Genomic DNA, 12,655 nt, shown 5'->3' on the forward strand with positions numbered 1-12,655 from the left:
TATAGATATGCAGATGGTTGTAGATTCTCTTAGACATAAGGGGAAGATATTCAAAAAGATGCAAGAGGTAAATCCTAAAGATTTAAAGATCAGAAATAAGATCAAAATGTTTGTTGCAACCGATATGAACGGTTACTATTGGGCTATCTTTGCAGTAAGCCAAAAAAGTAGACTCCTTATGAAAGATGTCCATAAATTTGAAGAGATTTATGCGAAACTTACACTTTTTTGCGATCATAACTTTAAACAAAAGGTACTTTTTATAGACGCACCTCTTTGTTCGAAAGCGCAAAAAGCATTTAAAGAAGTTGGCTGGAAGATCCAGTAATGCTTCTTTGTGATATTGGTAATACCTCGTACCATTTTAACGAAGGTACAAAAGATTTTAAAGAGTTTGCGGACTCTTTTGAACCCCAAACGATAAAACAGCCCACTTATTATATCTCTGTAAATCAAAACGTAAAAGAAAAGCTAAATGATCTAGATAACTGGATTGATCTTGAAACTTTTGTAGAGAGGGAAGATTATTATGCAACTATGGGGATAGATCGCATAGTAGCACTAGCGACAATTACTGATGCAGTGGTTATAGATGCAGGAAGTGCCATAACAGTAGATGTAGTTAGAAACGGCGTTTTTGAAGGGGGATTTATATATCCAGGTATCAAAGCTATGCAGGAATGTTATAGAAATATCTCCAATGCACTTGATTACTCATTTAACTTTGAGGTAGATTTGGGTAAAATGGCGAAAAATTCTCCAGATGCGATCAGTTACGGGTATCTTAAACCATTTGTTGATGAGATTAAGAGTAAAAATTTACCTATTATTTTAACTGGTGGTGATGCGTCAGAGTTTAAAAAACTATTTCCTGATGCAAGGCTCGATCAAGAGTTGATTTTTACGGGAATGAAAAAGATTATGAAAAAGGCTGGTTTATGCTAACAGTTGCACTTCCAAAAGGGCGTATAGCAAAAGAAACACTAGAAATATTTGAAACTATTTTTGGAGACAGTTTCAAATTTGACGACAGAAAACTTATTTTAGAGACTCCAAAATTCCGTTTTTTACTTGTAAGAAACCAAGACGTAGCAACTTATGTATATCATCAAGCAGCAGATATCGGTGTAGTTGGACTTGATACTTTAGAAGAGCAGGGGCTTGACGTTGTGCGCCTGCTAGATCTTAAACGCGGCGTATGTAAAGTAGCTATCGGGATGAAAAAGGGTGAGAAGCTAGACCTTAGTAAGCCTGAGCTAAAAGTAGCATCAAAGATGGTAAACATCACAAAAAAATATTTTGAAGAGCGTGCTGTAAGTGTTGAGATCATTAAGCTTTACGGTTCTATTGAACTTGCACCTCTAATCGGTCTTGCAGATATGATCGTAGATATCGTTGAAACTGGTACGACAATGAAGCAAAACGGTTTAGAAGTTGTTCAGGATATTATGACAAGTTCGACATATCTTATCGCAAATAAAAACTCATACATCTCTAAAAAAGATGAAGTTTTAGATATCTACGAGAAGATCAATAAAGTTATTAAAGCTGAGCAAGAGGCTTAATGACAAACCTAGACTTATATGCAAAAGCGGAACACCTTTTAGGGATCGAAGATGCGACAGAAGCGCTTTACGATCTTTACCGTTCAGAGTTGGAAGATTATAAAGTAAAAACTTTACTTGACGTGGGTTGCGGACGCGGCGGTTTTATGCGTCGTATGATAAGCGACGGAGTAAAGTGTAAAGGTGTAGATCTCAGTTCTGTGATGGTGCAGGAGTGTCAAGAGATTGGTCTTGATGCAGAGTGTAAAGACCTTAGTGAAGTTGAAGGGACATATGATGCTATTGTGAGTATCTTTGATGTACTTAACTTTATGGATAAAGACTCCCTTACTAAGTTTTTAGATGCTGCAGCTCAAAAACTAAATGATGACGGGATATTTATAGCAGATATCAATACTATCTACGGCTTTAAAGATGTAGCTGAGGGGAGTATGAGTAACGATACCGATGAAGAGTTTTTAAGTGTAGATGCTATATTTGAAAACGATGAACTTCATACAAAGTTTACACTCTTTGAAAAAAATGATGACGGAAGATATACAAAGTACCAAGATACTATTGTTCAGTACTTTCATAAGATCAAGTTTTTTCAAAATCTTAGTTCACTAAAACTGGTAGATAAACAAACGTTTTCTCTCTACGATACAGAGGATAAGACGCTTTTAATATTTAAAAAGCGTTAATTTAAATTTAAAAAAGGAATAAAATGAGTAAACACAAAACAAAATTAGCAAAAATCTTCGAGCATCCAATCTCTGGAAACATCGATATTACAAAATTAACGCATGCGTTAGAGCACTACGGAGTGGAAGTTGATGTTTCTAAAAAACATCGTTTATTATTACATTTTGCAGGTAAAGAGCATTCTGTATCTTTATCACATAACAATGAATTACATAAAGATGCTGTAGTAGCATTACGCCACTTTTTAGAAGAAGTTAATTTAACTCCTGAAAAATTAGACTAAAAGAGCATCGCTCTTTTAGTTTTTAGTTGATATCCGGTAATGGAGTTTTATCAGTCGAAGCTGGTAAAATCGGCATTGTGATATCTGGTTTTCTACCATCTAAAGCTTTTAAGAAAGTTTCAATCTCCTGAACTTGTTTGTCTGAAAGATCTGCACCTAATTGTACACGTCCCATCTCTTTAATAGCAGCCGGAAGCGTTTTCATCATACCGTTATGGAAGTATGGTCCTGTTTGATCAATGTTTCTTAGTGTCGGTACTCTAACCATACCGTTTGCATCACCTTTGAAATCACCTACATCGTTATATTTGTATTTATTTACTACGTTAAATACATTAAGCTCACCACCAAGTGCTACACCATTATGACATGTTGTACAACCAACTTGGATAAATGTTTTAAGACCTTGCTGCTCTGCTGCTGTAAGTGCTTTATTATCACCGTTTAAGAAGTCATCGTATCTTGATGGAGTTACAAGAGTTCTCTCAAATACTGCAATAGTATCTGCTACTTTTGCTAAAGTGATTTTTACATCGTTACCGTAGATCTTTTTAAAAGCATCTACGTAAGCAGGCATAGATGATACTACCGCTGCAACATGCTCTTTTGTAGCTGCCATTTCTGGTGCCGCTTGCATAGGGCCTTGCGCTTGATCTTCTAAGTGTGGACTTCTTCCGTCCCAGAATTGAATAGAGTTAAAAACAGAGTTATATACTGTCGGTGAGTTTAAGTGGTGTGGATTTACCGTCCATTTATGACCTATTGCAGCCTCTAAGCCGTCATCACCGCCTTCACTTAAGTTGTGACAAGAGTTACAAGAGATAAAACCGCTTTTAGAAAGTCTTGGGTCAAAGTAAAGTTTTTTACCAAGTTCAACTTTTGCGTCTGTAATAGGATTCTTTGGATTGTCGATTAGTTTCATTAACTCTTTTTGAGAGTTTGGGATAGGTTTTAAACCAGCTTCTTCAGCTTGTTTAGCTACGCTACTTGCCATTAAAGAAGTAGTGACAGCGATAGATAACAACATAGTCTTTTTCATTTTAAACTCCAAGAAAAAATATTAAAGGAAAAAAATTATCCTTTATAGATGGCAAAATTATAACCTCTAATTCTTAAGTATATCTTGTAGTTATTTAATTATTTATAAAACTTAATGCAGATTTTATTCCGTTGAGATAGCTAAGGGTATTTGCCTTGTTCTTATATGCGATATCAAATGCTGTACCGTGGTCAACAGAGGTTCTGATAATAGGAAGATTTAAAGAGATATTTACACTCTCGTCAAAATGAAGAGCTTTAAGTGGTGCTAATCCCTGATCGTGGTACATTGCAACATAATAGTTGAAGTTTTTTCGAAACGAAGGTGTAAAAGCTATATCCGGAACTACAGGACCGCTAAACTGCTCAAAACCTATTTTTTTGTTTGCACTTTTAATCGCTTTTGTAATAATAAGTTCTTCATTACCCAATACACCATTGTCTCCAGCATGAGGATTTAGTCCTAGTACTGCGATTTTTTCTTTTTCTATTGAGTTGTGAAGATCTAGAAAAAATTGTTTGAGTTTTTTGTATTTGATAGAGGATGCTACTTCTTTAAGCGGTATATGTTCAGTAAAAAGTGCGACAAACATCTCAGGACATCCAAGCATCATAATAGCTTCTTTATTGAAATGTTTACGAAGTAGATCAGTATGTCCTACAAAATGAAGATCTGCTAGTTTCCATGCTTCTTTATGGATAGGCATTGTAACAACAGCATCAGCCTTTTTTGTTTCACATAATGCAATTGCATCCATAAATGAATTGTAAGAGTATAGACCGCTCTCTTTACTTACAACACCCGGTTCTATTGCAAATTCACCTTCAACTTCGTGTAGTTCTAAATCTTCGGGAAGGGTAACATCTAAAAGTTTAGCCGCCTGTGCTAACATTGTATGGTTTATACAATATACAGGTGTACAGATTTTAGAGATTGTTTCGTGAGATTTTAGTGCGATCTCAATCCCTACGCCGTTTAGATCACCGACGCTGATGGCAATTTTCGGTTTCATCTTTGTGTGAGTCTTTTCATCTCTTTAACAGCATTGTCTAAACCGCTAAAAACACTTCTGGCGATGATACTTTGTCCAATGTTTAACTCAGTAATCTCATCAATAGCTACCATCTCATTAACGTTATGGTAATTAAGACCGTGTCCTGCAGCAACTTCAAGTCCCAGTTCAACGGCAGCTTTTGCAGCTTTTTTAAGTTCTTCAATCGAAACTTGGAGTTGTTGCGTTAACTCTGCACGTGAAAGCTCCAGCTCTTTTACCGAGTGGTTAGAGTAGGGGAGTGAAGAGTTGAGCATTGCAAATAGGTTTGCAAAGTGTCCGGTATGGAGTTCAACCATCTGTGCACCGAGTTCTTTTGATTTTTTCATAGCTTCAAGTGTAGGATCGACAAAAAGTGAGACAGGGATCTCTGCATCATTGAGTTTTTTGATAGCCGACTCTATCGCATCACTGTTTGAAAACAGATCAAGCCCGCCCTCTGTAGTAACTTCTTGACGTTTCTCAGGTACCAAAGTCGCACGGTGGGGTTTGTTCTTACATACGATATCTATAATGCCCGGTTCAATTGCACACTCCAAGTTTACAGGTACTTTTGAGAAGCTGATGATGTTTGTAACGTCAATATCTTGTATGTGGCGTCTGTCTTCTCTTAAATGGATAGTTATCTGATCTGCACCATTTTGACACGCTACATATAAAGCTTGTAAGATATCTGGATCGTTGATCTCTCTCGCTTCACGCAGTACCGCTACGTGGTCAATATTTACACCGAGTTTCATTAGTTTTTACCCTTTTGAAGAGATTGTTTGTAGTGAGTGATATATTTTTCTTCCAAGTTTGTATAATCAACAATATCACCGATGTGTACTTTTACTTTGTATTGCTCTTTAAAAGGGGAAGCTTTAAACACTTTTTCAAGTTCATCATTGATAAAAACAGGTACTACTTTTAGGTTATTTGCTTTTGCAATTTTCTCTGCACCGCTTTGGAACTCTTTGATACCTGCTGCTTTATGTCTTTCACCTTCAGGAAAGATATAGAGATTCATATTGTCAACTTTAGAGAAAGTTTTTTTGATAGTTTTAAAAAAGCTTACAAGTCCTCTTTTTGTTTCGAGATCAACACTGATACAGCCGCTGTACTCAAAAAATTTTCCGTAAAAACTGTCAAAAAGCTCTTGTTTTGCTATCCATGTACCGTTTTTATTGTGCTGGGAAAATATATGCTCCATAACGATAATGTCTAAAAGTGATCTGTGGTTGATAGCATAAAGGATTTTATCCTCTTTAGGAAGCTCTCCGTCAACTTCTACCTCTATATTTAAACGTTTAAGTACTTTGTTAGAGTAGGCTTGACGAGCTTTTGAAAGCTCTTCGTAAGCATGTTGCAGAGAGATATAAGGGTGAAAGAAAATCTTTTTGAAAATATAGATATATCTATATCCAAGTCTAATCATAAATGCATATTTTCTAAGATCTTTTACCATAATCACCTCATAAATTTTAAAAGGAGATTATAGCTAAAAAAAATTAATTTGATGACTCTCTTATCGTCATTTCATTCTCCATTGTTTTGATCTCTTCCCCCGCTGGGATTGTGATTGTATTATCTGCAATGAAATGTTCTTTTTTTATTTTATTCGGATATTCAAAGTTGCTAAGGATGTGTTTGATGGTATTTATCCTTGCTTGTTTTTTATTATTTGAGCGAATAATTGTCCATGGAGCATGTTGGGTATGTGACGCAAGAAGCATAGAATACTTTGCAAGGGTATATTTATCCCACAGCTCCTGAGATTTTTGATCGACAGGAGAGAGTTTATACTGTTTGAGAGGATCGGTCCTTCTTTTTTCAAAACGTTGTTCCTGTTTCTCTTTTGAAACGGAAAAGTAAAATTTAAACAGTTTTATATCGGAATTGATAAGCATCTTCTCAAATTCTGGAACCTCCTGCAAAAACTCTTTATGTTCCCTCGGCGTACAAAATCCCATAACCGGTTCAACTCCTGCACGGTTGTACCAGCTTCTATCAAACAGAACTATTTCGCCGGCAGCGGGAAGGTGGTGAACATAGCGTTGAAAATACCATTGAGTCTTTTCAATGTCACTCGGTTTATTCAGTGCAACTACGCGGGCTCCACGGGGATTGAGATGTTCAATAATTCTTTTTATCGTTCCACCTTTTCCTGCAGCATCGCGCCCTTCAAAGATCATTAAAACCTTCTCACCTGTATCTTTGATATGGTTTTGCATCTTTAAAAGTTCGATTTGGAGTTTTTTGAGTTCACTTTCATATTGAAGTACCTCTTTTTTTACCCAAACAGGAACTCTCTTTTTCTTCCCTTTTCTGCGCTCTTCTTTTAGATTTTCCTCTTTAGTTTTTCGTCGATCGTTGTGAACTATCTCTTCTAAAACACTTCCGTCAAGTATCTCGTCGGCTACCATATTTCTTTTTCTGCTCATAAAACCACCTTTTAAATAGTGTCTAAAATAAGTTGTCCAAGCTTGTTTACATCATCTGTATTGGCAAAACAACTTTTCTCTCCACATACCATAAACCCTTGATCTTCACTTGCTTTTAAAAGTGTAAAAGGATATTCGATACCTTTTAGTGTAGCGCTATTTTCTTTTAGGTTTGTTAAATTCGATTTAATTACACGATCCCCTTTGATATATCTGAGTGCCTGTGAAAGCAGGTACGGATAGTAGATCGGGCGTCGTCCAAGATCATAAGAGTTGTATTCCATTGTTTTAAAAGCAAAGTGTGTGTACTTTTCATCTTCTAGTAACATCCCCAGAGTTAAAAGCACATCTACCATAATGCTTACACTGCTTGTATAAGTGTTGTCGGTTACTTCCGCTTTTGTTTGAAACTCACCTACGCTGAAGTTCCATAACCCTTTGTCATAGAAGTTTTCTAGTGCTTTATTTGCCATTCTTTGCGCCTGAATGAGATAAAGGTCATCTTGTGTAGCTTTGTAGCCGCTAAGAAGAGCTTTTGCTAAAAATGCATAGTCCTCTAAAAATGCTTCAACTTTCGGTGTTTTATCTACAAGTGCTGAATGGTAGAGTGTATCGTTAACGTACATTTTATTTAAAAGTGCCTCAAGTGCATCTACGGCTTTGCCTAAATATACGTTGTCTATCATCCCCAGTTGAAAAAGGGAATGGATCATCATTGCAGACCAAGAAGTTTGCACTTTTCTATCTATAAACGGATATGTTCGTTTTGCACGAAGTCCTTGGAGTAAGATTTTAACATCGCTGAACCAGTCAGGAACTTTTTCATCAAAACGGATGATGTTTTTCCCCTCAAAGTTTCCATCCGGTGTTACATTCATCTCTTGACACATCTTCCCAATGTTCTCATAAGCGTTTTGTTCTAAAAGGGCATAAACCTCTTCGTATGTGTATGTAAAGTAAGTTCCCTCTTCACCCTCGCTGTCAGCATCGCTTGCACTATAGAAAAGATTGTCTTCAGACATGAAGTTAAACCAAAAATCGGCAATCTCTTTTGCAGTTTGTAAGTAGTTTTCATCTTTATAGGCAAGGTATCCATCAAGATAGTTTTCACAAAGCAGGGCGTTATCGTACAACATCTTTTCAAAGTGGGGCACTAACCATTTCTCATCAACCGAGTAGCGGCAAAATCCGCCGTCAATAAGATCGTACATTCCACCTTTTTTCATCTGATCGAGCGTATTTGTAAGCATCGCCGTGATTGCTTTGTCGTGATAGAGATTATCGATCACTTGAAGTGTTTTTAGAGTAGAAGCATGGGGAAACTTTGGTTTTACAGAGAAACCGCCGTAATTTGGTTGATAATTGCTTTTAGCTTGATTCACAAATGTAAGGTGAAATTCCTCTTTTAAAACAGTTGCTTCTTTAGGGTGCTCAACATGGTTGATAAACCCCTCGACTTCATCGGCGTTTTTGTAAAGTTGGGGATCATTCTCTTCAACTTTTGTAGCTATAAGAGATGTCAGTTCTTTAAAACCCATCCCTTCAACACTACCTTCATTAGATTCAGGAGCAATGTAAGTTCCCGCAAAAAACGGTTTGTTTTGCGGTGTACAGAAGATAGATGTCGGCCATCCGCCTGCACGACGGTTAAGCAGTTGATACACCTCTTGGTAGTGTTTATCGATGTCGGGACGCTCTTCACGATCTACTTTGATCGCAATAAAGTTTTTGTTTAAAATCTCTGCACATTCATCATTTTCAAAAACCTGTTCCTCCATCACATGGCACCAATGACATGATGAATAACCGATGCTTATAAAAATAGCTTTATTCTCTTTTTCGGCTTTCTCGAATGCTTCATCACACCACGGCCACCAATCAACAGGGTTGTTTTTATGTTGTTGTAGATAAGGTGAATCCTCTTTTTCTAATCTATTCGCCATAAAATCTCTCTTATTATTTTTTCTGTAGGGTATGATAAAGAGGCTAATTTTGTCCTTAAAGAAATAGACTTCTTTCATCACTATATAAAGTATGAGCAAAAAGCGAAGCAATTTAATCAAGGCAGATGTTCCTAAGCGTAGCTGTAGCTACGGTTAGGGTTATCTAACGCAGAGTAAAGCAGCTTATCTTTTTGCCCTTTGGGAAGAATAAAAAGAGGCAATCTAGCACAAAAAAATTATTTCACCTTAACTGCGGTTAGGCTGAAAAATTTGTTTTGCACTATTTTACCTCTTTTTATACTTCTCATATCTTTGTATAGTTATGAAAGAAGTCTAATAAATGCTACAATAATAAAAAAAATATTTAAAAATGGGAAATTTTATGAAAAAGATCTATATTGCCGGACCTGATGTTTTTGAAAAAGACTCGATAGAGAGAGGAAAAAAACTTGTGGAAATATGCGGAAAATACGGATTTGAAGGGTTGTACCCTTTAGATAATGTAGTAGATTTTTCTCAAGAAAAACATAAAATAGCCCGAGACATATACGAAGCAAATGTGACAATGATACAAAAAGCAGACATCGTGATAGCAAATCTAAACACCTTTAGAGGTAAAGAAGCAGATAGCGGTACCGTATGGGAGTGTGGCTATGCAAGCGGTCTGGGTAAAGAGGTATATGGTTATATGGATACAAAGAGTAACTATATTCAAAACTTTGGGGATGATGAAAAGTTTGCACGTGAGGGATATTATGTTGATAGTAAAGAGCGAATGATCGAAGATTTTGATCATCCAATCAACCTTATGATAGCGTGCTCGGTAAAAAAGATTATAGCCGGAGAGTTCGAAGATGTTTTAAAGGCAATCGCATAATGATAAAAGCTTTATTGATTTTGTGTTTGTTTGTACTCTCTTTATACGGATATCCTACGGAGGATAAAGATCTTGAAAAAGTCTCTTTACAGTTACACTGGAAATATCAGTTTGAATTTGCCGGCTTTATTGCTGCAAAAGAGAAGGGATTTTATAAAGATGTAGGATTAGATGTTGAGTTTAGAGAGTATAGTAGAGGTCTTAATATTGAAGAGAAAGTATTAAATGGAGATGCAACATACGGTATTTACAACTCATCAACCTTGATCGATTATCTCAGAGGGGAACCAATAAAATTAGTAGCATCATTTTTTAAGCGTGCCGCCTTGGTAATGATCACAAAACCGGATATTAAAACTCCCCAAGATTTAAAAGGCAAAACAATTATGGGTGCATCAAAAGAGGATTTTATACTCAATTTTAAACCCTTTTTAGATCTTTACGGTGTAAGTGTTGACGATATAAACTTGGTACCCCATACATACTCTTTAGATGATTTTATAAATTCCAAAGTGGACGGGATAAGTGCTTTTGTATCTGATCAGGTGTATAAACTAGATAAAAGAGGGGTTAAGTATAATATTTTAGACCCGAGTAATGATAATCTCTATGTTTTACAAATGGAGCTTTTTACTTCGGATAATGAGGTGAAAAACCATTCAAAAAGAGTGATCGACTTTAGAAATGCGACGATCAAAGGGTGGCAGTATGCTTTAAAACACAAACAAGAGTTAGCGGAGATTATTCATACAAAATATGCTCCCCATATATCAAAAAGCGATCTTCTTGATGAGGCAAAAGGGATAGAGAAACTTATATTGCCATATACATACGATATAGGCTCTATAGATAAAAACTTTTTAAACAAGCAGATGGAGTTTTTTAAAAAACAATATCAACTCGATCCCTCTAAAGAGCTTTCAAATTTTATTTTTAACTATGAATATATAGATAAGAGTTTATGTTTAACTAGCGAGGAAAGGAACTATATAAAAAAACATCCTGTTATTGATGTATGTATTCATAATGAACAGTTTCCAATCGATGGAGTCGATAAAGGGAAAATGACGGGTGTTATGTCCGATATTTTCAATGATATCTCTCAGACAACATCTCTTAGTTTTCGAGCAATTGTTAGTGGTTCGCATAAGGAGTTAAATCAAAAACTCAGCAGCGGTGAATGTCAAGTTTTATCAATCTACGCAACAAACAGTAAAGATCATGCAAGTGTAGAGCCGACTAGCCCTTTTATGAATATCCATTTTACCTTGCTTGGCAGACTCGATAAATCATTTGTATTGCATCCTGATAATCTTCAGGGAAAAAAGATTGTTGTACAGATGGACTCGTATAAAAACTATCTGCTCTCTTTATACCCGCATCTTGATATTATTGTAGAAAACGATAAAAATAAGATGGTAAAGATGGTACTCTCATCAAAGGTGTATGCTCTTGGAGCTTTAGATTTTCAAGCAGATTACCTGATCGATAAATATGGGTACGGAAAGTTGAAAATTACCGGATTTTTAGCTAAAAATCATCCAATCTCAACAAGTATAGGTGTACAAAAAAATGAGCCTGTTTTAGCCTCTATTATTGAAAAAGGTTTAGCGCAAATCTCTAAAGACAGGATAGACAACATACTTAACGAATGGAGAATTACAAGATACCATAAAAGTATAGACTATACCCTTGTTTTTGCAACTATTGTTATTATGGGACTCATCTTACTGGTGATGATCTATTATCAAAGAAAGCTGAAATATTTTAACAGAGAGCTTGAAAATCAAGTGGCTGAGCAGACAAAACTATTAAGGGAATATAACCATTCATTAGAGGAGACCGTTGAAGAAAAAGCGCAGGAGTTGATTAAAAAAGACGAGCTTTTAACAAGACAGTCTAAGCAGGCTGTTATGGGTGAGATGATCTCTATGATCGCTCATCAGTGGAGACAACCGCTTAACACTATTACACTGCAGATCTCAAATATACAGCTGAAATACCTTATGGAAGATAAACTCGATAAAGATGAGGTGATGAAAACATTTGAAACTATCAACTCTACTATTCTCTACCTCTCTGAAACTATAGATGATTTTAAAACATATTTTCGAAAAGATAAAGAGTTGGTTGAGGTGAGTCTAAAAGAGTTGATTGAAAAGGCTCTGAATCTTATTCGTCCTAGATTAAAAGATGTGCAGGTACATCTGTATATTGCAGATGAGATACACGCAAAAGTATACTTTAATGAACTGGTACAAGTTATACTTAACATCTTAAATAATGCCATAGATGCATATGAGACGTGTCAAACATGTTCAAAAGAGATACATATCTCGGTAAAACAAAAAGAGAATATGAATGTGATCCATATTGAAGATAATGCAGGGGGAATAAAGCCGGCGCATTTAGAAAAACTTTTTGAGCCTTATTTTAGTACAAAAGGGAAAAACGGGACGGGGCTGGGACTCTATATGTCCCAGATGATTATAGAAAAACAGTTTGGAGGTTTTTTAAAAGTTGAGACCTATGATGACAGAACAAATTTTAAAATTTATCTGCCTATAACTTACCCTGTTTTACCATAGACAATACCAATGGAATGTTGATTCCATCGTTATTGAATCCTTCATCGTGGCAAGACTCACACTTGTCACCCATTGGACAATCTTGATTGTCTAAAATCTCTTGGAATGTTTGAAAATTGTTTTTTTTAATACACTCTGCAATATCTTTAGCAGTTAAAGAGTTACATATACAAACTTCAGTATTTGGATCGATCATTTAATT

The 12,655-nt window shown here is 35.9% G+C and carries 14 protein-coding genes; 7 read left to right on the forward strand and 7 right to left on the reverse strand.

Annotation, left to right across the window (positions count from 1 at the left end; genetic code table 11):
* The first annotated feature begins 7 nt into the window (after positions 1-7).
* From QWY88_RS01410 to QWY88_RS01430, 5 genes are read left to right on the forward strand one after another with little or no spacing between them, the layout of a single operon-like run.
* Positions 8-328, forward strand: a complete 321-nt coding sequence (locus tag QWY88_RS01410) for a hypothetical protein (RefSeq protein WP_304543281.1) — start codon at positions 8-10, stop codon at positions 326-328.
* Positions 328-945, forward strand: coding sequence for a type III pantothenate kinase (locus tag QWY88_RS01415; protein WP_304543283.1), 618 nt, complete (start codon positions 328-330; stop codon positions 943-945). Before QWY88_RS01410 ends, QWY88_RS01415 begins: the two co-directional genes overlap by 1 nt.
* Complete coding sequence (gene hisG / locus QWY88_RS01420; RefSeq protein WP_304543285.1) at positions 939-1,565, forward strand: ATP phosphoribosyltransferase; 627 nt, start codon at positions 939-941, stop codon at positions 1,563-1,565. Before QWY88_RS01415 ends, hisG begins: the two co-directional genes overlap by 7 nt.
* Positions 1,565-2,248, forward strand: coding sequence for an SAM-dependent methyltransferase (locus tag QWY88_RS01425; protein WP_304543287.1), 684 nt, complete (start codon positions 1,565-1,567; stop codon positions 2,246-2,248). Before hisG ends, QWY88_RS01425 begins: the two co-directional genes overlap by 1 nt.
* 23 nt (positions 2,249-2,271) lie before the next feature.
* A complete protein-coding gene (locus tag QWY88_RS01430) occupies positions 2,272-2,532 on the forward strand; it encodes a hypothetical protein (RefSeq protein ID WP_304543290.1) in 261 nt (86 codons plus the stop codon).
* 22 nt (positions 2,533-2,554) lie between these two features.
* Here QWY88_RS01430 and QWY88_RS01435 read toward each other — a convergent pair whose 3' ends face one another.
* The 6 genes from QWY88_RS01435 to QWY88_RS01460 all read right to left on the reverse strand — a co-directional run bounded on the left by QWY88_RS01435 (position 2,555) and on the right by QWY88_RS01460 (position 8,988).
* On the reverse strand, positions 2,555-3,571 hold the full coding sequence (locus tag QWY88_RS01435) for a cytochrome-c peroxidase (RefSeq protein ID WP_304543291.1): 1,017 nt from the start codon (positions 3,569-3,571) through the stop codon (positions 2,555-2,557).
* A 94-nt stretch (positions 3,572-3,665) separates the two neighbouring features.
* On the reverse strand, positions 3,666-4,583 hold the full coding sequence (gene pdxA / locus QWY88_RS01440) for a 4-hydroxythreonine-4-phosphate dehydrogenase (RefSeq protein WP_304543294.1): 918 nt from the start codon (positions 4,581-4,583) through the stop codon (positions 3,666-3,668).
* On the reverse strand, positions 4,580-5,362 hold the full coding sequence (locus QWY88_RS01445) for a pyridoxine 5'-phosphate synthase (RefSeq protein ID WP_304543296.1): 783 nt from the start codon (positions 5,360-5,362) through the stop codon (positions 4,580-4,582). Before QWY88_RS01445 ends, pdxA begins: the two co-directional genes overlap by 4 nt.
* On the reverse strand, positions 5,362-6,069 hold the full coding sequence (locus QWY88_RS01450; protein WP_304543299.1) for a lysophospholipid acyltransferase family protein: 708 nt from the start codon (positions 6,067-6,069) through the stop codon (positions 5,362-5,364). The genes QWY88_RS01445 and QWY88_RS01450 overlap by 1 nt, the downstream gene beginning before the upstream one ends.
* Positions 6,070-6,112: 43 nt before the next feature.
* Positions 6,113-7,045: a polyphosphate kinase 2 gene (gene ppk2, locus QWY88_RS01455; protein ID WP_304543300.1), complete on the reverse strand. Its 933-nt coding sequence runs from the start codon at positions 7,043-7,045 to the stop codon at positions 6,113-6,115.
* An 11-nt stretch (positions 7,046-7,056) separates the two neighbouring features.
* Positions 7,057-8,988: a thioredoxin domain-containing protein gene (locus QWY88_RS01460; protein WP_304543302.1), complete on the reverse strand. Its 1,932-nt coding sequence runs from the start codon at positions 8,986-8,988 to the stop codon at positions 7,057-7,059.
* Between the two features lie 382 nt (positions 8,989-9,370).
* Here QWY88_RS01460 and QWY88_RS01465 point away from each other — a divergent pair, with 382 nt between their 5' ends.
* A complete protein-coding gene (locus QWY88_RS01465) occupies positions 9,371-9,865 on the forward strand; it encodes a nucleoside 2-deoxyribosyltransferase (protein WP_304543304.1) in 495 nt (164 codons plus the stop codon).
* On the forward strand, positions 9,865-12,453 hold the full coding sequence (locus QWY88_RS01470; RefSeq protein ID WP_304543306.1) for an ABC transporter substrate-binding protein: 2,589 nt from the start codon (positions 9,865-9,867) through the stop codon (positions 12,451-12,453). The genes QWY88_RS01465 and QWY88_RS01470 overlap by 1 nt, the downstream gene beginning before the upstream one ends.
* Here the strand turns inward: QWY88_RS01470 and QWY88_RS01475 are convergent.
* Positions 12,428-12,649 (reverse strand): (2Fe-2S)-binding protein, encoded by a 222-nt coding sequence (locus QWY88_RS01475; RefSeq protein ID WP_304543308.1) that lies wholly within the window; start codon positions 12,647-12,649, stop codon positions 12,428-12,430. The genes QWY88_RS01470 and QWY88_RS01475 overlap by 26 nt on opposite strands.
* Between the last annotated feature and the right edge of the window lie 6 nt (positions 12,650-12,655).

It is taken from the genome of Sulfurimonas sp. hsl 1-7, assembly GCF_030577135.1.
Lineage (GTDB): Bacteria > Campylobacterota > Campylobacteria > Campylobacterales > Sulfurimonadaceae > Sulfurimonas > Sulfurimonas microaerophilus.